This is a genomic window from Planotetraspora silvatica (assembly GCF_016863315.1).
Lineage (GTDB): Bacteria > Actinomycetota > Actinomycetes > Streptosporangiales > Streptosporangiaceae > Planotetraspora > Planotetraspora silvatica.
Map to the genome: position 1 here is coordinate 34854 of NZ_BOOQ01000049.1, position 19919 is coordinate 54772.

General features: G+C 70.0%; 17 protein-coding genes. 10 read left to right on the plus strand and 7 right to left on the minus strand.

What is annotated here, in order from left to right:
- Positions 1-68 precede the first annotated feature (68 nt).
- Complete coding sequence (locus Psi02_RS40365; protein WP_239095355.1) at positions 69-440, minus strand: hypothetical protein; 372 nt, start codon at positions 438-440, stop codon at positions 69-71.
- 125 nt (positions 441-565) lie between these two features.
- Here Psi02_RS40365 and Psi02_RS40370 point away from each other — a divergent pair, with 125 nt between their 5' ends.
- From Psi02_RS40370 to Psi02_RS32425, 3 genes are all read left to right on the plus strand, one after another.
- Complete coding sequence (locus tag Psi02_RS40370) at positions 566-673, plus strand: helix-turn-helix domain-containing protein (protein ID WP_239095356.1); 108 nt, start codon at positions 566-568, stop codon at positions 671-673.
- A 51-nt stretch (positions 674-724) separates the two neighbouring features.
- Positions 725-1537 (plus strand): DUF4253 domain-containing protein, encoded by an 813-nt coding sequence (locus tag Psi02_RS32420; protein ID WP_203979648.1) that lies wholly within the window; start codon positions 725-727, stop codon positions 1535-1537.
- A gap of 76 nt (positions 1538-1613) precedes the next feature.
- On the plus strand, positions 1614-2426 hold the full coding sequence (locus Psi02_RS32425; protein ID WP_203979649.1) for an SAM-dependent methyltransferase: 813 nt from the start codon (positions 1614-1616) through the stop codon (positions 2424-2426).
- Between the two features lie 48 nt (positions 2427-2474).
- Here Psi02_RS32425 and Psi02_RS32430 read toward each other — a convergent pair whose 3' ends face one another.
- The 3 genes from Psi02_RS32430 to Psi02_RS32440 all read right to left on the minus strand — a co-directional run bounded on the left by Psi02_RS32430 (position 2475) and on the right by Psi02_RS32440 (position 4650).
- Positions 2475-3494 (minus strand): lactonase family protein, encoded by a 1020-nt coding sequence (locus Psi02_RS32430; protein ID WP_203979650.1) that lies wholly within the window; start codon positions 3492-3494, stop codon positions 2475-2477.
- A 183-nt stretch (positions 3495-3677) separates the two neighbouring features.
- Positions 3678-3908 (minus strand): hypothetical protein, encoded by a 231-nt coding sequence (locus Psi02_RS32435; protein WP_203979651.1) that lies wholly within the window; start codon positions 3906-3908, stop codon positions 3678-3680.
- Positions 3909-3996: 88 nt separating this feature from the next.
- Positions 3997-4650: a hypothetical protein gene (locus tag Psi02_RS32440; RefSeq protein ID WP_203979652.1), complete on the minus strand. Its 654-nt coding sequence runs from the start codon at positions 4648-4650 to the stop codon at positions 3997-3999.
- 26 nt (positions 4651-4676) lie between these two features.
- On the opposite strand from Psi02_RS32440, the gene Psi02_RS32445 reads away from it, so the two are divergent.
- Positions 4677-4835 carry a hypothetical protein gene (locus Psi02_RS32445; RefSeq protein WP_203952037.1) on the plus strand — a complete coding sequence of 53 codons (159 nt, stop codon included), beginning with the start codon at positions 4677-4679 and terminating at the stop codon, positions 4833-4835.
- A gap of 45 nt (positions 4836-4880) precedes the next feature.
- Here the strand turns inward: Psi02_RS32445 and Psi02_RS32450 are convergent, their stop codons facing one another.
- Both Psi02_RS32450 and Psi02_RS32455 read right to left on the minus strand, forming a co-directional pair.
- A complete protein-coding gene (locus Psi02_RS32450; protein WP_203979653.1) occupies positions 4881-5627 on the minus strand; it encodes a sulfite exporter TauE/SafE family protein in 747 nt (248 codons plus the stop codon).
- A 214-nt stretch (positions 5628-5841) separates the two neighbouring features.
- Entirely contained in the window at positions 5842-6306 is a 465-nt protein-coding gene (locus tag Psi02_RS32455; protein WP_203979654.1) for a hypothetical protein, read from the minus strand.
- Between the two features lie 452 nt (positions 6307-6758).
- Here Psi02_RS32455 and Psi02_RS32460 point away from each other — a divergent pair, with 452 nt between their 5' ends.
- The 4 genes from Psi02_RS32460 to Psi02_RS32475 all read left to right on the plus strand — a co-directional run bounded on the left by Psi02_RS32460 (position 6759) and on the right by Psi02_RS32475 (position 12005).
- Entirely contained in the window at positions 6759-7052 is a 294-nt protein-coding gene (locus tag Psi02_RS32460; RefSeq protein ID WP_203979655.1) for an RCC1 domain-containing protein, read from the plus strand.
- Positions 7053-7396: 344 nt separating this feature from the next.
- Positions 7397-8590 carry an RCC1 domain-containing protein gene (locus Psi02_RS32465; protein ID WP_203979656.1) on the plus strand — a complete coding sequence of 398 codons (1194 nt, stop codon included), beginning with the start codon at positions 7397-7399 and terminating at the stop codon, positions 8588-8590.
- A gap of 404 nt (positions 8591-8994) precedes the next feature.
- Positions 8995-10155: an RCC1 domain-containing protein gene (locus Psi02_RS32470; protein WP_203979657.1), complete on the plus strand. Its 1161-nt coding sequence runs from the start codon at positions 8995-8997 to the stop codon at positions 10153-10155.
- A gap of 599 nt (positions 10156-10754) precedes the next feature.
- Positions 10755-12005, plus strand: coding sequence for an RCC1 domain-containing protein (locus Psi02_RS32475; RefSeq protein WP_203979658.1), 1251 nt, complete (start codon positions 10755-10757; stop codon positions 12003-12005).
- Between the two features lie 22 nt (positions 12006-12027).
- Here Psi02_RS32475 and Psi02_RS32480 read toward each other — a convergent pair whose 3' ends face one another.
- Positions 12028-15564, minus strand: a complete 3537-nt coding sequence (locus tag Psi02_RS32480) for a discoidin domain-containing protein (protein ID WP_239095357.1) — start codon at positions 15562-15564, stop codon at positions 12028-12030.
- Positions 15565-15930: 366 nt separating this feature from the next.
- Here Psi02_RS32480 and Psi02_RS32485 point away from each other — a divergent pair, with 366 nt between their 5' ends.
- Positions 15931-18477 (plus strand): glycoside hydrolase family 3 C-terminal domain-containing protein, encoded by a 2547-nt coding sequence (locus Psi02_RS32485; protein ID WP_203979659.1) that lies wholly within the window; start codon positions 15931-15933, stop codon positions 18475-18477.
- A 77-nt stretch (positions 18478-18554) separates the two neighbouring features.
- Complete coding sequence (locus Psi02_RS32490; protein WP_203979660.1) at positions 18555-19607, plus strand: LacI family DNA-binding transcriptional regulator; 1053 nt, start codon at positions 18555-18557, stop codon at positions 19605-19607.
- The last annotated feature ends 312 nt before the right edge of the window (positions 19608-19919 follow it).

Below are 19919 nucleotides of genomic sequence, written 5' to 3' on the forward strand. Positions count from 1 at the left end.
CGCCGCCATCTCGAGCCGTACGGCTGGCGTGCCGGGATCACCGCACCGCTGTTCCTGAGCGAGGGCCGCTACACCGGGTTGCTCCATCTCGGCTCGCGCGAGGACCTCCCGCCGGAGACGGGCGCGGTGGTCGCCGCCGTCTCGCCCGCGCTCGCCCACCTCACCGACCTGACCCGGTGCGTCATCGACCCGCTCGGGCTGCCGCCGGGCTTCCGCGCGGCCGCCTTCGAGCGCGGCGGGCGACGCAGGGACGTCGCCGGCCGGCCCCCGTCGGAGGTGCTCGCGTCCGAGCCCGCCATGGCGGAGCTGGCCAGGTCCTTCATCGACTCACGTGAGCTGTCCCGCCGGGGGCTCTGGCTGGACGGGGACGGCCGGTGGCGGGAGGTGCGGATCCATCGGGCCGGCGTCGGGTTCCTCGGCGCGATCCAGGGCGCCGTCATCGCGGAGCGCCCGTGCGAGCTCCCCTACGACCTGACGGTCAGGGAGGTCGAGGTGCTCACCCGGGGTCGCCCAAGGCGACTCCAACCCGCAGATCGCCGCCGCGCTCGTGCTCAGCGTGCGGACGGTGACGACCCATCTGGAGCACATCTTCGCCAAACTGGGCTGCGACAGCCGTACACGTCTGACCACGAAGGTCATCGCCGAGGGGCTCTGCCGGCTCGACTTGGCATAGGGAGTCGGCCCTCGCCGGGCATCTCCGCACAAGGTCCGACATTATTGACGCATGGCGGATCACGAGCTACAGCAGCTTCCGCTCGACCTGGAGTTGCTGTTCGGCGACGGAGGCGACGGGCGGGCGTTCGGCGTCGACCTCCCGTCCGGCTCCCTCGTGTGGCCGGATCCCGAGTACGACACGTTGCGGACGCATCACCGGCCGTCGTTCTGGCTCAGCGACGCACCGGTTCAGGCCGGGTTGTGGGCCCTGCTGCGGAGCGAGCACCAACGGTCGGGACTGTGGCCGGTGCTGCTGGAGGACGGCGTGCAGCCCTGGTCGGCCGGGCAGATCGCCCCCGACTCCGTCACGGAGATCGGCCACTACACGGCCGCGGGGTTCATGGCCGAGACATGGGGCGACCTCACCAACAGAGAGGTGGACCTGGCGCCGTTCGGAGACGACTGCCCGGGACTGGCGGAACCCGGCGAGGCGGTCGCGCACCCGGACGTCGTCGCCGACTGGTACGCCGGGGTCGTGGCCGAGCGCAGGACTCCCCTCGGCCTGGCGGCGGTGGACCGGGGGGCGGACGCGCTCGTCGCCATCGGCTGGCAGGGCGCGCTGCACCACAACGAGTGGACGGTGCCGCTCGCCGCCGTCGTGCGCAGCTGGGAGGAACGGTTCGGGGCGCGCGTGGTCGGCCTCGGCTTCAACACGCTGGACCTGAGCATCGCGGCTCCCCCGGCGACCCTCGACCACGCGCTCCGCGTCGCGGCGGAGCACTGGACCTTCTGCCCGGACAGCCTCCTGCAGGGCCCGGGAACGCTCGTGGACTACGCCGAAGAGATCGTCGGACAGAACGCATGGTCGTTCTGGTGGGATTAACCAGCGTTATGTGGGCACAAAACGATATTTGTTAAGCAATAATCGTCAAGGCACAGTCAACGGCAAGGAGGCTGCTGTGGGTGGCGCGGAGCGGCGCGGTGTGGCGGGTTTCGACACGAGCACGGCCAACATCGCCCGCATGAGCGACTATCTGCTCGGCGGCAAGGACAACTTCGCCGCCGACCGGGAGCTCGCCGAGCGGCTGCTCACGATCGCGCCCGAGATCAGACTCATGGCCACCGAGGTCAGGGACTTCCTGGAACGTGCGGTGCACTACCTCGTCGACCAGGGGATCAAGCAGTTCGTCAACGTGGCCTCCGGTCTGCCGACGCAGCGCAACACCCACGAGGTCGCCCAGTCCCTGATCCCCGACGCCCGGGTCGTGTACGTCGACGACGACCCCGTCGTCCTGACGCACGGACGCGCGATACTCGCGACCAACCCCAACACCGGCGTCGTGAAGGGCAACATCCTCCAGCCGGCCGAGATGCTCGACAACCCCGACATCCGCCGCCTGATCGACTTCGACAAGCCGGTCGGGCTGCTGATCCCCGCCCGCCTGCAGTACCTCCCGGACGTGAGCGACCCGTACAAGTGCGTCGCCTACCTGCGCGACCACGTCGCGCGGGGAAGCCACCTCGCCATCGGCCACGCCGTCTTCGACGCCCGTCCCGACCTGGTGGGCCCGATCGTCGAGGCGTTCCGCCGCATCGTGCCCAACGCGGACGACGCGCCGCGCAAGCGCGAGGACGTGATGCGTTTCTTCGACGGCACCGAACTGGTCGACCCCGGCCTCGTCTACATCCGGCAGTGGCGGCCCGACAGCACCGTCGCCGCCTCGCGGCCCGACAAGGCCTGGATCGTCGGAGGCGTCGCGCTCATCCCCTGAGGCGCGCCGGGACACGCGGCGACGCGCCGGGACACCCGGTGGCCTCCTTCAGCGCATGAGGACGCAGGAGGGGCTGCCGGCTTCGAGGGTCGTACCGCTCGGTGTGGGGATCCCATCCTCCAGCGTGAGGACGGCGATCGCATCCGACCGCTGGTTGGCCACGTAGAGCCGGTCGCCGTCGAGGGCGAAGTGACGCGGCCAGACCCCGCCCCCCGGCACCTCGGCGACGCGGACCGGCAGCGCGCCGTCGAACGCGAAGGTCGTCACGGTGTCCGGCCCCCGGTTGGCGACGTAGAGATGGCGGCCGTCCTCGGAGACCGCGATGTGCGAGGGATGGTCGCCTGTGCCGCTCTCGCTGGCGGGCACCCGGGCGACCTCGTGCCAGTCGCCGTCGTAGACCCCGACCATCCCGTCCAGCTCTCCGGCGACGTACCAGTGGCCCTCGTGATGGAGGAAGTGCCGCGGCCCGCTCCCGGGAGTCAGCCGCACGGGACCGGCGGGGTGGGGGGTCATGTCGGGCAGGAAGCGCCGGATCTCGTCGGTGCCGAGGTCGCTCACGTGGAGCACGCCGTCCGGGCCGAAGACGGCCTGGTGGGCGTGTGGTCCCTCCTGCCGCTCCGGGTCGGGGCCGTGTCCCTCGTTGGGGAACAGCAGGGGCTCGGGCTCGGGCATGCCGTCCGCCGCGAGCCGGAAGACCGCGACGGTCCCGTCACCGTAGTTGGCCACGGCGAGCCAGGCCCCGGCCGGGTCCGTGGCGACATGGCAGGGGAAGGAGCCGCCGCTGGAGTGCTCGGCGAGCAGTCGGGGGCCGTCGGGGTCGTCAGCGAACACCGCCACGCCGCCCGCCTCCCGCTCGAGCACCGCGTAGAGCAGGGGCAGCCGGGGATGCGCGGTGACGAACGAAGGACCGGGCACGGCCGTCCGTGCGACGGCCTCCATCCGGCCCGCCGCGTCCACGCGCACACGGGTCAGCCCGGGCCCCGAGCCGCCGGTGTCCGGTGTGTATCCGCCGATGACGAGGTTCCGGAGTTCCGCGTGGCCGTTCGCGCCGGGAAGGGGTCGCGTCATCGTCGCTCCATCGGGTAGCCGTCCGTTCCGCCGCCGATGTTATCGGCGAACCGCTCCCGCTGATCTTTTCATCGGGCTCCCTCCGCAGGGCGCCGCATACCGGTTCGCGGGCCTCGGCAGGCCGAGGAGCCCGCGCAGGGTCACCGCGTGATACCGGATCCGGAAGGCGGCGAGCGACGTCCGCTACGGCGCGGGCCGTTCGTACAGCCGGGCCAGGTCGCTCTCCATCTTGGAGATGACCCGCTGGTAGCCCTCCCATCCGTACAGCCGGACCAGTTCGGATTTCATCCGGAGCGTCTCCTCCTCCACCGCTTCCGGGCCCTGGCGGCGCACCGCGTCGAGCGCACGGCGGGCCCGCAGGCCCTGTTCGGGGAGACCGTCGAGGCCATCGCCTCGGAAATCAGGAGTAGGCATGGGCCCTGCCATCTTGCGTCTGTACGAACGATGCCTAGTCCTGACGCACTACACGGGCGGAAGGTTGACCGCTTCCGTGAAATCTTGGCTAGGGCGTGATGGAGGCGGCCGGGGAGGCCGGAGCGGGCGGGATCTCGACCGCGATCTCACCGCCGAGCCGCGCTCCCCCGAGCAGGTCGAGGTCGTCGCCGCTCCAGAACCGGCCGGGGTCGTACCAGTTCGGGCGGCGACCGCTGGGAAGCAGTCCCATGGCCTCATAGGTGAGCGCGACGACCTCGGCGCAGTACGCCGTCTCGAGGGCGGTGTCACCGCGCAGGAAGTTGGGCAGCCGCCCGCGCAGCCATCTGCCGGCGAGCTGGGCCGTCGAGGGGAAGGGCGTGCCGTCCAGCCGGGCGATCACGCGCAGCGCCGCGTCCTCCATCGACCGCGACGCGGGCGGCTCGAGTTGACGCAGCCACGCCCGCTGGCCGTATCTGTCGGCCCACACGCGGACGGCCTCCCGCATGTCGTGGAGCTGCACACCTCGTTGGTGGGTGCCCGACCACATGTCGGGCAGCGAGCGGCCGAGTTCCGCATGCCACATGAGCGGCGGCATGTCCTCGATGACGACGGCCATGCCCACGTGGTTGACGGGGCTGTTGGTCGTCATCTGGATGGCCCGGTCCGGCACCGTGCGTCCGCGGAAGACCCAGACGTCTCCCGTACGGCTGAGCTCCACGGCCTCATCGAGACTTATCCGCATATCCGGCACAGCAGTAGCCTAGGCACATGCGGTGGTGGAAGGTGCTCGGACTCGCGGCCTTCGCGGGCGTGGCGGCAACCGGTGTCGTGGTCGTCCGGGCGGAACGGCGGCGGCGGGCCTACACACCCGAGGAGGTCCGGGACCGTCTGCGCGCACGCGTGGCCGAGGCCGGCGAGCCGGGATAGGCGGCCTCGCGTCGCCGAGGCCGGCGAGCCGGGGTGGCCGGCCGCTCAGACGGTGAACGCGTCGAAGGCGAGCTTGGCGGCGACTCCGAGACCGCAGAGGGCGGCGACGATCCTGAGCGCCTGCCCGGGAAGGCGCCGCGCGATCGCCGGGCCGAGCCAGCCCCCGATGAGGAAGCCCAGCGCGAGCGGCGCGACCGCCGTCCACCGCACAGGTCCGAACAGCGCGAATCCGATCGCGGCGACGCCGTTCGCGAGGGCGGACACGATGTTCTTCACGGCGTTGACCCGTGCGGGTACCTGGTCGAGTGCCGCGCCGAGCACCGCCAGCATGAGGATCCCGCCCGCGGCTCCGAAATACCCGAGATAGACCGCCACCGCGAACAGGGCGACGCGCAACGCGCGGCCGTTCTCCCCGCCGAGCCGTACGTGCCCCGGCCGCCAGCGGCGGAGCAGCAGCAGGACGGACGCACCCGCGATCAGGAACGGTGCGATCGCCTCGAACGTCTCCGCCGGCGTCGCGAGCAGGAGCGCCGCCCCGGCCGCACCCCCGAGTGCGGTGACCCATCCCAGGCGCAGGACCAGACGGCCCTGCCCGGCGAGCTCGGGCCGTGACCCCGCGGCCGCGCCCAGACCGGTGAACATCAGCGCGACGGTGTTGGTGACGTTCGCACTGAGCGGCGGAATGCCGAAGGCCAGCAACGCCGGATAGGAGACGATCGACGCCAGGCTCACCACCGTGCTGACCACTCCGGCCGCCAGGCCCACGGCGATCAGTCCGAGCGTTTCCCCCATCACAGGGACGACCCAACCACACGCCCCCCGAGCGGCCGAGACCGGCTTGGTCTCAGCCGCAGCGCTCCTTGGAACCCCGAATCGAATCGTGCACGTGGCCTGCATCGGCGAGGCCACGTGCACGATGACTGACATCCAGCCCAATTGACGATCGGCTCCGCAAGCCAGGACAGACGGCTCGAGGTGCGGCGTCGTCATTCCCTCGATTCGGGCATCAGGGGGTGCTGGAAGGCATGGCCGCCCATGCGCTGCAGTTGGTCAAGGATCCCGCCGTGGGGAACACCGTATTCATGCCGACGGCCGCGATGCCGCACGTGGTGGAGAAGAGACCGGAACCGGTTCGCGCGGTGATCTTCAGAGACTGGGTCGTCCCGACCACGGGAGACAGCGAGTTGTCGCCCTGGGCGACGGAGATGTTGATGACGTTGCCGCCCTGGCTGCCCGGAACCCTTCGAAGGTTCTGCCACCTCGGCTGCCCCGACGGCTCCCGCGGGTCGTAGACCCACGGGACGCCGCCGTTGGTCGTCACAGTGAAGACCACCGGGTTGAGGGCGAACGGCGCCGGCAGACCGGCTACGCCATACGTGTCGAGCCACGGTTCCCCGTCCTGCTGACCGGCGGGGGCGGCCTTCGTCATGGCGGTGTCGGCGTCGGCGGCCATCGAACCTGACAGGCCCACGGCTCCACAGGCCACCGTCGTCGCGACGGCCCACATCAGCAGGCGGCCGGTGGTACGCGGGTCCGAAGTCGACCGACTCCTACGAGAAATCAATTGATTTCCCTCCAAAGTGAGAATGGGATTTCCGGGTTCACCGCAGTGAGCGATGCGGTCAGGGGATACCCGCCCGAGAAACGTAAACACCCGAGGGCATATTCAATGACGGCAAATAGATGCTACGCCGACACAAAAGTCGAACGCTTAATTCCGACCTTTCCCGATCTTGTCATATTTGGACATGCCTATGGCATTTCGGGTTGATTTTCAACGCCCCCCAATGCCGATTTGCCGGAGTTGCCAGAGCGGCAATTCGCCCGTCTCGAATTTAATATGACCATTGGTGGCGCTGATCTCCGGCAACCGTGGCGCAACCCGCGTCTGCGGCAAGGGGCGAACAGGCCCAGGCGCTTCGGATGAAGTCCTGGGGTCTCAACGGTTCGGGCCAGCTCGGCGACGCCACGACCACTGATCGGCACACGCCGGTAACGGTCGCTGGAGAGACGGGCGCCTCCGTTCAGGTCTCCGGGGGCGGGTTCCACAGCCTTGCCCTGCTCAACAACGGAACCGCCAGAGCCTGGGGGCTCAACATCGACGGCCAGCTCGGCGACGGCACCACCACCATGCGGACCGTGCCCACCGGCATCCGAACCGGGCGTATCGGAATCACCTCCATCTCCGCCGACTTCGGCCACAGCCTCATCGTGTGAGTCTCAGGCTCTCCCGCGTGCTCTCGCCCGCATGGAGGCGGGAGCACGCGCTGTTTGGCCGAAAATAATGCGATTTCGCGCCACAAACAGCTTTCTAACACTATCCGCCAGTTTAATTGGTTCTATTTAGCACAAATAAATCGTTCATCTTATTTATATCTGCCGCGACACGACTATCGGTAAGTGGGCCGGTCCTCCGACTTCGTGTCCACATCTTGGTAGCGTGCCAGTCGCCGTCCAATTCCATCGGGAGTGACGGAAAAGGTGTCACCGATCCAGTAATATATCTTTTCAGGGAAAAAATTATGCTTTTGTTTCCGACCACAAAACGTGCCCTGACAGCAATGGCGGCGGGGGTGACGTTCGCGGCCCTGATTGTGGGCACCTCGCCGTCGACCGCGTCGGCGGCACAGGCGATCCGGGTCAAGTCCTGGGGCGACAACCCATTTGGACAGCTGGGCGACGCCACGGCCACTGACCGGCACACACCCGTGACGGCGGCCGGGGTGACGGCGGCAGAAGTCACCGCGGTCTCCGGCGGCTTCAACCACAGCCTGGCCCTGCTGGCCAATGGAACCATCGAGGCCTGGGGCCACAACGCCGACGGTCAGCTCGGCGACGGCACCACCACCGACCACCCGACGTCCGGCACCGTGGCCGGCCTGCTCAGCGTCCGCTCCATCGCCGCAGGCGACGACTTCAGCCTGGCGAGGCTGGGCGACGGCACCGTCCAGGCCTGGGGAGACAACGACTTCGGTCAGCTCGGCAACGGCACCGTGGGCCCGGACAATCCGCTGCCCGCACCGGTCACCGGTCTGTCCGGAGTGGTGGCCATCGCGGCCGGCCAGGACCACGGCCTGGCACTGCTGGCCAACGGCACCGTCAAGGCCTGGGGCAGCAACAGCACCGGCCAGCTCGGCAACGGCAGCGTCGGCGGCAACAGCCCCGTCCCGGTCACAGTGCTCGGAGTCGGCGGCGTCGGCGTGCTCAGCAACGTCAAGGCCATCGCCGCCGGCGACAACTCCAGCATCGCCCTGCTCAACGACGGCACCGTCCGAACCTGGGGAAGAAACACCGAAGGTGAGCTCGGCAACGGTGTCCTGAGCCCCAACAGCCCCACCCCGGTCACCGTCGTCGGCGTCGGCGGAGTCGGCGTGCTCGGCAACGTCAAGGCGATCACCGGCGGCGGCCGCCATGCTCTCGCGCTGCTGAACAACGGCACCGTCCGCGCGTGGGGCAACAACGGATCAGGGCAACTCGGCAACGGCATCACCGGCCCCGACAGCCCCACCCCGGTCATCGTCCTGGGAGTCGGCGGAACCGGCGTCCTGAGCGACGTCGCACTCATCGCCGCCGGCGACATCCACAGCATCGCCTACCTGACGAACGGCCCCGTCAACACCTGGGGCAGCAACGCCTCAGGGCAACTCGGCGACGGCACCACCACCGACCGCAACACACCCATCGGCATCCGGACCGGCCTCATCGGCATCACATCCATCGCCGGCGGCGGCAACCACAGTCTCGCCGCCGCCTAGCCGGAAAGCTCACCTTCTGATCCACCGCAGCCCCGCCCCATCAGGGGCGGGGCTGCGTGTTCCAATCCCTGCCCCCGGTGCCATGTACCGCGGCTGACGCGTCAGGACTGACACTGATTCACGCACTCCCGTCACCAACCGGACGGGAGCGCTCGCGTTTTGAACAGTAATAATCTATCTTCAGCTGAAAACAACTTATGTGCGCCATAGATGGGAGCCAAGGAGCTTTTGTGGCCCTTGAATTATTCGCACTATTCGTGCCTCGGCGGCACGACTATCGGTAGTGGTTGGTTCTCCGGCATCGTGTCCACATCCTGATAGCGTGCGGTTCACCGTCCAATTCCATCACCAGCGACGGGAAAGGCGTCGCCGATGCAGTCATATGTCTTTCGGGGGAAAACAATATGCTTTCATTTCCGACCAAAAAGCGCGGGCTCACGGTCACCGCGGCGGCGGTGACGCTGGCGGCCCTGCTCGCCGGCGCCGCCTCGCAGCCCGCGTCCGCCCAGGCGACCCGGCTGAAGACCTGGGGCTTGAACGCCTCCGGCCAGCTCGGTGACGCCACGCTCCTGGAGCGGCACACGCCGGTCACCGCGGCGGGCGCGACCGACGCGGAGGTCACACAGGTCTCCGGAGGAGGCGGCCACAGCCTGACCCGGCTGTCCAACGGAACGGTCGAGGCCTGGGGCAGCAACAGCGACGGCCAGCTCGGCGACGGCACCCTCATCAATCACTCGACACCGGGCACCGTCGCCAACCTGCTCGGCGTGACCGCGGTCGCGGCCGGGGGGCTGCACAGCCTGGCCCTGCTGAGCAACGGCACCGTCTGGGCCTGGGGCGACAACCAGTTCGGCCAGCTCGGCGACGGCACCATCACCGACCGGTCCATTCCGGTCCAGGTGGTCGGCCTGACCAATGTGGTCGCGATCTCGGCCGGCACATTCCACAGCCTGGCTCTGCTGAGCGACGGCACCGTACGGGCCTGGGGCCAGAACGCCTTCGGTCAGCTCGGCAACGGCACCGGCGTGGACAGCCCGGTCCCGGTCACCGTCCTCGGACTGACCGGAGTCTCGGACATCGCGGCGGGCGGCCAGCACAGTCTGGCCCTGCTCAGCACCGGCGCCGGCCGCGCATGGGGCGACAACTCCCAAGGCCAGCTCGGCAACGGCACTCTCATGGGCAGCTCGACCCCGGTCGTCGTCTCCGGCCTGGCCGGAGCCACGTCCATCGCCGCCGGCAGCTTCCACAGTCTGGCCCAGCTCAACACCGGCACCGTCAGGTCCTGGGGCGACAACTCGAGCGGCCAGCTCGGCGACGGCACCACCACCGACAGGCTCACTCCGGTGGCCGTCCTGGCCCTGACCAACGTCAACCTCATCGCCGCGGGCGGCAACCACAGCCTGGCCTACCCGGGCGCCGGTCCGGTCACGACGTGGGGAGACAACACCAACGGCCAGCTCGGCGACGGCAGCGTCATCGACCGGCTCGTGCCCACCGGCATCAGGACCGGCCGGATCGGAATCACCTCCATCGACGGCGGCGACTACCACAGCCTCATCGTGTGACCTTCACACGCTGACGTCCTGACGTGCGCTCCCGCCCCTCCGGGCGGGAGCGCACGTGCTTTTCTCGTATTTCCCTTCCGCACCGGCGCGATTTCCGTCCTCCGCCCAGTGCCGCATCGGGCCCACGACGAACCCTCCTCACCCGCGCGGGCGATCCGCCCGTGAGCGGAACACGTGAAATCGCTTCGTGTAGCTGGAGCATTGACGAGGACATTCGGCGACGCATATCTTGGGCCAAGAATAGGGATGGCTTCTCCCGCTCGAATACAGAAGGCGTATTCCGACAGGTGCGGTCGGTTACCCGGTATGGTGCGCCCATTCTGATGGCGTCCCGCTCATCTTCGAATCCACGATTGGCGGGAAAGGCGCCGCAAGCGGCATATGCAATGTCTTTCTGAGGGATAGAATGCGCATATTCCGGCAATAGGTGCGGAATGGGACTGGTTTCGTCCGGCTCGACGGAGCGACGCGTGTATCACTCCGGTGTTCTGTTCTCGGGCGTGGTCGATCATTCTGATAACGTCCCGATCATCTTCCAATCCGCAAGCGGCGGGAAATGCGCCGTCGACGGCCTGTTCGATGTCTTTCGGGGATGAGTAATGAATTCACTTTCGGGTGCGATTCCGGGGAATCGGCGTCGCGCGGCGGCTGCGGCGGCTGCGGCGGTCGGGGTCGCGTTGACGGCTCTGATGGTCGGCGCGGGGGCGCTGCCTTCCGCTGCGGCACAACCGCTACGGGTCAAGACCTGGGGCGACAACGACAACGGCCAGCTCGGCGATGCCACGACCACTGACCGGCACACGCCCGTGACGGCGGCCGGGGTGACGGCGGCAGACGTCACCGCCGTCGCCGGCGGCCTCAACCACAGCCTGGCCCTGCTGGCCAACGGCACCGTCGAGGCCTGGGGAGACAACAACAACGGCCAGCTCGGCGACGGCACCACCATCGACCACCCGACGCCCGGCACCGTGACCGGCCTGCTCAGCGTCCGCTCCATCGCCGCAGGCGACGACTTCAACCTCGCGAGGCTGGGCGACGGCACCGTCCAGGCCTGGGGAGACAACGACTTCGGCCAGCTCGGCAACGGCATGGTCGACCCGGACAACCCGCTGCCCGCACCGGTCACCGGCCTGACCGGCGTGGTCGCCGTCGCCGCCGGGCAGGACCACGGCCTGGCGCTGCTGGCCAACGGCACCGTCAAGGCCTGGGGGGACAACAGCTCCGGCCAGCTCGGCAACGGCGTCACCGGCGGCAACAGCCCCGTACCGGTCACCGTGCTCGGTCCAGGCGGCGTCGGCGTGCTCAGCAACGTCAAGGCCATCGCCGCCGGCGACAACCACAGCGTCGCCTTGCTCAACGACGGCACGGTAAGGACGTGGGGTGACAATGCCGAGGGTCAGCTCGGCAACGGCAGCGTGAGTCCCGGCAGCCCCACCCCGGTCACCGTGGTCGGAGTCGGCGGCGTCGGCGTGCTCAGCGGCGTCAAGTCCGTCGCGGGAGGCGGCGATCACACACTGGCGCTGCTCATCAGCGGCGCCGTCCGAGCCTGGGGCAACAACAGCTTCGGCCAGCTCGGCAACGGCGTCACCGGCGTCGACAGCCCCACCCCGGTCACCGTGCTCGGTCCAGGCGGCGTCGGCGTCCTGAGCGATGTCGCGCTCATCGCCGCCGGCGACAACTACAGCATCGCCTATCTGACCAACGGCCCCGTCAACACCTGGGGACTCAACTCGGTCGGCCAGCTCGGCGACGGCAGCACCACCGACCGCAACACTCCTGCCGGCATCCGGACCGGTCTCATCGGCATCACGTCCATCGCCGGCGGCGGCCTCTTCGGCCTCGCCGCCTGAGCCAGGCCACCTGCTCTGATCTTCAATAGTGATCCCCGGCCGCCGCCTGCCCGATGAGATACCGGCGGCCGGGGATCACGTCTGTTCTCTCGCGTGCTACTTGTAAACCCCGAATTCCCAGAGCGAGTAGCCGTACGCCGTCCCGCGCTGGGTGAGGTTGAGCCGGACGTACCTGGCCGAGGCGGTCAGGTCGAGATCGTCGAACCCGCCGTCGCCTGTCGTGGTCGAGTAGACGCGTGGTCCAGTCGACACCGTTGGCCGAGGTCTGGATCTGGTACGCCCTGCCGTACGCGGACTCCCAGCCGAGCTGGACGTGCTTGATCGCCGTCGTCTGCCCGAGGTCGACCTGCAGCCACTGCGGGTCGCTCCACTCACTCGCCCAGCGGGACGTGAAGCTGCCGTCGGTGGCCCTGCCGGGATCGAACGGCCCGCCGTCGCCGGTCGCCTGGTAGGTCGACGCGGTGGTGGGCCTGCCGACGGCCGCGTTGGTGCCGGCGACCTGCGGGGGCACGACGCGGAACGACTTCTGCTCGATGCCGACGTTCCCCTGCCCGTCGTAGGCGTAGACGTACACCTTCCACACGCCCATCTGCTGCGGCGCCGTCACCGAGAACTGACCGGGGCCGGTCTGGGTGAACCGGACGTGCCGGAAGCCGGTGCCGCCGCTGATGTGCTTGTCGCTCATCATCAGGTTGTAGCGGATCGCGTCCCCCTGCGGATCGGCGGCCGACACGCTGACGGTGAACTGCCCGCCCGCTGGGACGGCGGTCTGCGAGCCCACGGTCATGGCGGTGATCTCCGGCGGCGTGTTGGGAGCCGGCTGACCGGTGTAGGCCTGCCTGAGCGCGTAGTAGCCCAGGCGCCGCCATCCGCCGGTGAAGGTGTTCAGCCAGACGCCGCCGAAGTCGTTCTCCAGGCCGTAGTGGAACTCGGTCGCGCCGAGGGCCACTCCCGGATGCGCCTTGATGGCATTCCAGCTCGCGGTGTAACCGGTTCGTTTCTGCAGGTCGGTCGGCTCGGTCGGTGCTCCGTTGACGTCCGCGGGCACCTCCCACTCCCCCGCCGGGCCGCCCTCGGTCAGGATGTAGGGCTTGGTGTACCCGCCGTCGATCCAGGCCTGCTTGACGCCGCCGATCGCGCCGTAGGAGTTCACCGCGAGCAGGTCGAGCGCCGGGGCGTACGCCTTGTAGTAGGGCCAGGCACCGGTCCAGGCGTCGGTGGAGGTCACGGGATGGTTGGGGTCGGCGGCGTGGATCGCCACGGCCACCTCGTTCACGAACTTCGCGTACGCGACGCGGCGCGCCTCGACCTCGGCGGCCGGCAGGCCGTGGTCCTGCATGGTGAGGATGACCTCGTTGCCGACGTCCCACAGGAGAACGCCCTGGTACCCCTTGAGCGTGTTGACCCGCGCGACGATCTCGTTCTTCACGCTCGTCTTGTACGCGGTGTCGTTGACGTAGTCGGCGCCCTGGTTGAGCCAGTGCCCGACGATCACCTTGATGCCCTGCTGGGCGGCCCTGTTCAGCAACGTCGGCGTGGCCGCGTCATCGACCCCCCAGGTGCGGATCGTGTTGACGCCCATGGACTTCAGGTCGCGCATGTATCCGTCCGCCGCCGCCTGCGGCGGGCCGTAGGTCAGACCCCGGATCTCGTACGGCTGGCCGTTCACCGACAACTGCCAGTTGCCCTGGCCGCCGGTGACCCGGACGTTGCTCGGTCCCGCGGGCGTGGCCGGATCGGTCATGGCGGCCGGCGCGGAACCGGTCTTCTTCGACACCGAGACCGACTCGACGCTCAGGACGCCGCCGGAGGTCGTGGTGGCGGTGGGCGTGGTGAAGCCCGCGAGGGCGTTCGGCAGCGAACCGCCGATCGCCAGGTCGAACCTGAGGTAGAAGCCGTGGTGGACCGCCGCCTGCCACGCGGTGACGCCGACCTGGCTCTCGCGGACGACCCACGTCTGCACGCCGTCGAGGGAGAAGCGGATCTGCTCGTCGGTGGTGCTGCGGTCGATCACCTGGGTGTATTCGTGGTAGCCCGTCTGGCATCCCGCACAGGTCGCGAACCCGCTGGTCCTGCCGTCGTACTCGTTGCACGCGCCGCCGGGGGCGGTGCCGCAGTGCAAGGTGTTGGACAGTTGGCTGCGGCCGTTGACGTCGGTCATGATGTCGGTCTCGCCGACGCCGGGCCAGTTCGTGTAGACACCGCGGTAGGCCGCCCCCGTGGCGCGGAAGCCCGGCCAGTAGCCCATCGCGTCGGCGACGTCGGGCTGCTTCAGCCTCGCGGTGAACCTGACCTGCTCGCCGGGTTGTGCGGCGAAGTCGGTGCGCTGGGTCTCCACGCGCCCCGACGTCCAGTTGCCGGCGCCGTCCTTGATCGCCTTGATGTTGAGCCGTCCGGCGCCGTCGAGGAAGACGTTGGCGGTCGACGCGGTGGCCGTCTCGACCTCACCGGTCCCCCACTTCTCCGCGCCGCCCGGGAACTGCGTTCCGGTACGGAGGATCCAGTTGGCGGCCGACGGAGACGTGCCGGCCGGGCCGTCGAAGTCGTCCTTCCACACCTCGGTCCAGTCACCGGTGCCGGGGCCGGTGCCGCCGCCCGTGCCGGTGTTCACCACGACCTCCCAGAGGGAGTAGCCGTAGCCGGTGGCCCTGGCGGTGCCGTATACGCGCAGGTAGCGGCCGGTGCCCGACACGTCGAGGGACTGGGTGCCGCCGGTGCCGCTCGTCGTCGAGTAGGCGTCGGTCCAGGTCGATCCGTCGGCGGAGGTCTGGATTTTGAACGCGGTCGCGTAGGCGGTCTCCCAGGTCAGGACGATCCGGCAGATCTGCTGGGACGAGCCCAGGTCGACCTGGAGCCACTGCGGGTCGCTGTACGCGCTGGCCCAGCGGGTGCCGGTCGCGTTGCCGTCGAAGGCGGCCGAGGCGGGAGTGCCCGCGCCCTCGGTCGAGGACGCCGTCGCCGGCCGTCCGAGGGCCGCGTTCGCGGAATCGCATCCGGCGGAGGGACTCGCGGAGGGACTCGGTGAAGGCGTCGGGGAGGGGGGCGTCGTCCCGCTCGTGCCGTAGATCTGGAACTCCCAGAGGGAGTAGCCGTAGCCGGTGGCTCGGGTGGTGCCGTACAGGCGGACGTAGCGGCCGGTGGCGGTGAGGTTGAGGGTTTGGGTTCCGCCGGTGCCGGTGGTGGTGGAGTAGGCGTCGGTCCAGGTCGTGCCGTTGGGTGAGGTCTGGATTTTGAACGCGGTGGCGTAGGCGGATTCCCAGGTGAGGACCACCTGGCTGATCGTGGCGGTGGCTCCCAGGTCGACCTGCAGCCATTGCGGGTCGCTGAAGGTGCTCGCCCAGCGGGTGCCCGGGTTCCCGTCCACGGCGAACGCGGCGGAGTAGCCGGCGCCCTCGCTCGACGACGCGGTCACCGACTTCCCCTGCGACAACAACGCGTCCGCCGCGAAGGCCGGGCCCACGAGCGCGGAGGCGACCCCGATCACGGCGGCCAGCACGGCGGCCAGCGTGGCGATGACCAGGCCTGACCGCGGACGGCCTGGACTACGAGATGGAAGCACGACCTCTCCTCACTACCGGGGGGTGCCTGCCGTACCCGTGCGAGGACATGGCAGGAGATGGGAGAGCGCTCTCCAGTGGAGAGTGGACCGATGACAGACACCTGTCAAGTCCCTTCCCGTCCGCCCGAAACCCTCCGCTGACATTCCGGAAACGACTGCGGCATCACGGGACGGGCACCCGGAGCCCCGATCCGCACCGGCATCCCGGGCAGACGGCAACGATTACCGGAACCGGGTCGGCCGGCGTGGCATGTCGCCCCAGGCCACGCCTCGGTCTCCACCATTGACAGGCCGCCACCGCCGCGTCGACGCTGTAACGATGGAGAGCGCTCTCCTACAACGCTCCGAAGAGACGAAGGGGTTCGCGTGACCGACGACGAGCTCGACCACCTGGTGGAAAAGCTGGACCTCGACCAGAAGGTGCGGCTGCTCACCGGCGCGACCGTATGGCGGACGGGCGCGGAACCGGACATCGGGCTGCGTTCCATGGCGACCTCGGACGGCCCCGCCGGTGTGCGCGGCGAGGGCTGGGACGAGCGCGACACGTCGTTGACGCTCCCATCCGCCACGGCACTGGCCGCCACCTGGGACGACGACCTCGTCACGCGGCTCGGCGCGCTGCTGGCCGGCGAGGCGCGGCGCAAGGGTGTCGACGTCCTGCTCGCGCCCACGCTGAACCTGCACCGATCCGCACTCGGCGGGCGCCACTTCGAATGCTTCTCGGAGGACCCGCTGCTGACGGGGCGGATCGGCGCGGCCTTCGTGCGCGGCGTGCAGTCAGGGGGCGTGGCCGCGACGGCCAAGCACTACGTCGCCAACGACTCCGAGACCGAGCGGCTCACCCTCGACGCCCACGTGGACGAGCGGACCCTCCGCGAGGTGTACCTCGCACCGTTCGAGACCGCGGTCGACGCGGGGGTGTGGGTGGTGATGTCGGCCTACAACGGAGTGAACGGCGCGACGATGTCGGAGAACGCCCTGCTGGCCGAGCCCCTCAAGGGCGAGTGGGGCTTCGACGGGGTGGTGGTGTCCGACTGGGGGGCGGTGCGGTCCACGGTGGCGTCCGCACTGGCCGCCCAGGATCTCGCCATGCCGGGCCCCAACGAGCACTGGGGCGACGCGCTCGCGTCCGCCGTCCGGTCCGGCGACGTGCCGGAGCCGGTGATCGACGACAAGGTGCGCCGCCTGCTGCGACTCGCCGTCCGGGTCGGCGCGCTCGCCGATGGCGCCGCTTCGGCCGGCTCGCCCGCTTCCGGCTCCGCCTCGCTCGGCGCGCTCGCCGAAGGCGCGCCCGGAGAGACCCGCCCGGAGGAGCAGGCCGGCCGTACGCTGCTGCGCCGTGCCGTGAGTGCGGGCACGGTGCTGCTCCGCAACGAGGGCGGCCTTCTTCCGCTCGACGCGGGGCGGCTGCGCAGGGTCGCGGTGCTCGGGCCGAACGCGGCCGTCGCCCGCATCCAGGGCGGCGGCAGCGCGGGGGTGTACCCGGCTTCGGCCATATCCCCGCTGGAAGGTGTCCGCGCCGCACTGGCAGGCAGAGCCGAGGTGACCCACGCGGCAGGGGCGCATCCGAGCGATCTCCCGACGCCCGTGGGAACCGCCGGCACCCGCGACCCGAGGAGCGGCGAGCCCGGCGTGCTGGTGCGGCTGCTCGACGCCTCAGGTGACGAACTCCACGCCGAGCGCAGGCTCACCGGGAAAATCCTCGAATCCGCGCCCGTCCGCGGGGCCCGCACCGTCGAGATACGCGCTCTCGTGCGCCCGGACGTCGGCGGGCGGTGGAGCGTCGCCGTCGGAGGGTGGGGCCATGTCTCGCTCGCCGTGGACGGGCGTCTCGTCGTCGACGCCGACGTTGCGCTCGACACCGCCGATCCGGCGACCGTCCACCTGTCCCCTCCCTACCGGCGCGCGGAGGTGGACCTCGAACCGGGCCGCGAGGTCGAGTTGGTCGCGCGGCGACGGCTCGACCGCGGCACCGGGCGCGCCTCGGCGCTCGCCATGGACCCGCCCCGTCTGAGCGACGACGACGAACTCGCCGCCGCCGTGGCGCTCGCGCGTGACAGCGACGTCGCGGTGGTCGTCGTCGGCACCGACGAGGCGGTCGAGAGCGAGGGACGCGACCGCGAGTCCCTCGACCTGCCCGGCAGGCAGGGCGATCTCGTCCGCGCCGTGGCGGAGGCCAACCCGAACACCATCGTGATCGTGAACTCCGGCGGGCCGGTCGCCCTGCCGTGGCGGGAGCAGGTCCCCGCCGTCCTGCTGAGCTGGTTCCCCGGGCAGGAGGGCGGGGACGGGCTGGCCGACGTCCTCCTCGGCACGGCGGAGCCTGGCGGCCGCCTGCCCACGACCTGGGCCGATGAGGCCGTCGCCGGCACGACGCCGGTGGACGGCGTGCTCCGTTACGCCGAGGGCCCGCACATCGGTCACCGGGCGTGGGCGCGCACGAACGACGCCCCGGCCTACTGGTTCGGCCACGGGCTCGGCTACACGTCCTGGTCGTACGAGGCCCTGGGCGCGCCGGCGGAGGTCGAGCCCGGGCGGCCGTTCACCGTCACCGTACGGCTGCGCAACACCGGCGACCGGGCGGGGCGCGAGGTGGTGCAGGTCTACCTTTCCCGGCCCGGGAGCGAGGTGGAACGGCCCGCGCGGTGGCTGGCCGGATACGCCGTCGCCGAGGCCGGGCCGGGCGAGGAGACCGAGGTCGCGGTCCCCGTCCAGGCGCGCGCCGTCCAGCACTGGTCCGTCGAGGATCGGGCCTGGCGCACCGAGCCGGGGGCCTTCCGTGTTCTCGCGGGCCGATCCGCCGGGGACCTCCCCCTCAGCGCCACGACGGCGACAGTGACGGACACAACGACGCTCACCGCGACGGGCCCCACGTCGGACACCGTGTCGGGCACCGGAGAGGCTCGCCCGTAGCCGCTCCCGTACCCGGGCGGGCACGGGTACGGGAGCACGGACGGAGAGCGCTCTCCACCTCGTGTTATAAAGACCCTATGAGTACGGATCTCCCGCCGGCGCAGGGAACTCCGACGCTGGAGGACGTGGCCCGGGTGGCGGGAGTCTCCCGGGCCACGGTGTCCCGTGTGATCAACGGCATCCGCAACGTCGCGCCGGAAATCCAGGAGACCGTCCAGCAGGCCATCGCGACCACCGGATACGTGCCGAACCGTGCGGCCCGCTCCCTCGTCACACGGCGGACCGGCTCGGTGGCGCTCGTCGTCTCGGGGGCCGGCGGCGACGCGGGCGGGGAACCGTTCGAGAGCCAGGTCTTCGCCGATCCGTTCTTCGGGCGGGTGGCCGGCGGCGCCGTGGCCTTCCTCCGCCCTCGGGGGATCCACCCCGTCCTGATGTTCGCCGAGACGGCCCACGCCCGCGACCAGGTGATCGGCTACCTGCGACAGGGCAGCGCGGACGGCGCACTGCTCGTGTCCACCCACGGCGAGGACCCCCTGCCGCGGCTCATCGTGGAGGCGGGACTCCCCGCGGTGTTGTGGGCGCGGCCGGCCAGACCCACGCCGATCAGCTACGTCGACCTGTCCCACCGGGCGGGGGCCGAACTGGCCGCCGACCGCCTGGTGGCGCGCGGCTGCCGGCGCGTGGCGACGATCTCCGGCCCCTTCGACGTGCGCGCGAGCCAGGACCGGCTGTCCGGCTTCCAGGACGCCATGGCCAGATACGGTCATCCGTACATCCCGGGTGTCGAGGGCAACTTCACCCATGACAGCGGCGAGGCGGGCATGCACCGGCTGCTCGCGGAGCATCCCGACATCGACGGGGTGTTCGCGGCCAACGACCTGATGGCGCAGGGGGCGCTCCTGGCGCTCCGCGAACGCGGCCGCGTGGTGCCCGACGACGTCGCGGTGATCGGCTTCGACGACAGCAGCGCCGCGACGGCCTCCCGTCCGCAGTTGACCACGGTCCGCCAGCCCGTGGAGGACATGGCGGGAGAGATGGCCCGGCTGCTGCTGGCCCATATCGAGGACTCCGACTTCCAGGTGACCTCGGTCATCTTCCCGCCCTCCCTGGTGGTCCGTCAGTCCGCCTGAGCGTCGCGGACGGCCCCGGACACCCACGGCGAGAGCCTCGACGAGGACCGCCCCGCCTGCGCGGAGTCAGCTGGAGAGCGTTCTCCAATGAGGCCCCCGCCGGCGGCGGAGACTCCGCGCACGGGCTGGTTCCGCGGGCTCGCGGACACCACGGCCGACGGCGTCAGGATGCCAATCTTGCCCGTTTTCCCGGTTTCGAGCGGATTAACTGGAAATTTCACCGAGTTGAAACGGGCTCCTTGACAACCCCTGACAACCAGGTCCACTCTCGTGGAGAGCGCTCTCCCACCTCCCTTCGCCGTCGCCATGCGG

What these genes read in the sequence shown, in the direction of transcription:
- Psi02_RS32440 (WP_203979652.1), bottom strand. Translation starts at nt 4,650, where the DNA reads ATGCGGATAAGTCTCGATGAGGCCGTGGAGCTCAGCCGTACGGGAGAC.
- Psi02_RS32465 (WP_203979656.1), top strand. Translation starts at nt 7,397, where the DNA reads ATGGCGGCGGGGGTGACGTTCGCGGCCCTGATTGTGGGCACCTCGCCG.
- Psi02_RS32450 (WP_203979653.1), bottom strand. Translation starts at nt 5,627, where the DNA reads ATGGGGGAAACGCTCGGACTGATCGCCGTGGGCCTGGCGGCCGGAGTG.
- Psi02_RS40365 (WP_239095355.1), bottom strand. Translation starts at nt 440, where the DNA reads ATGACGGCGCCCTGGATCGCGCCGAGGAACCCGACGCCGGCCCGATGG.
- Psi02_RS32460 (WP_203979655.1), top strand. Translation starts at nt 6,759, where the DNA reads ATGAAGTCCTGGGGTCTCAACGGTTCGGGCCAGCTCGGCGACGCCACG.
- Psi02_RS32430 (WP_203979650.1), bottom strand. Translation starts at nt 3,494, where the DNA reads ATGACGCGACCCCTTCCCGGCGCGAACGGCCACGCGGAACTCCGGAAC.
- Psi02_RS32490 (WP_203979660.1), top strand. Translation starts at nt 18,555, where the DNA reads ATGAGTACGGATCTCCCGCCGGCGCAGGGAACTCCGACGCTGGAGGAC.
- Psi02_RS32435 (WP_203979651.1), bottom strand. Translation starts at nt 3,908, where the DNA reads ATGCCTACTCCTGATTTCCGAGGCGATGGCCTCGACGGTCTCCCCGAA.
- Psi02_RS32470 (WP_203979657.1), top strand. Translation starts at nt 8,995, where the DNA reads ATGCTTTCATTTCCGACCAAAAAGCGCGGGCTCACGGTCACCGCGGCG.
- Psi02_RS32475 (WP_203979658.1), top strand. Translation starts at nt 10,755, where the DNA reads ATGAATTCACTTTCGGGTGCGATTCCGGGGAATCGGCGTCGCGCGGCG.
- Psi02_RS32420 (WP_203979648.1), top strand. Translation starts at nt 725, where the DNA reads ATGGCGGATCACGAGCTACAGCAGCTTCCGCTCGACCTGGAGTTGCTG.
- Psi02_RS32445 (WP_203952037.1), top strand. Translation starts at nt 4,677, where the DNA reads ATGCGGTGGTGGAAGGTGCTCGGACTCGCGGCCTTCGCGGGCGTGGCG.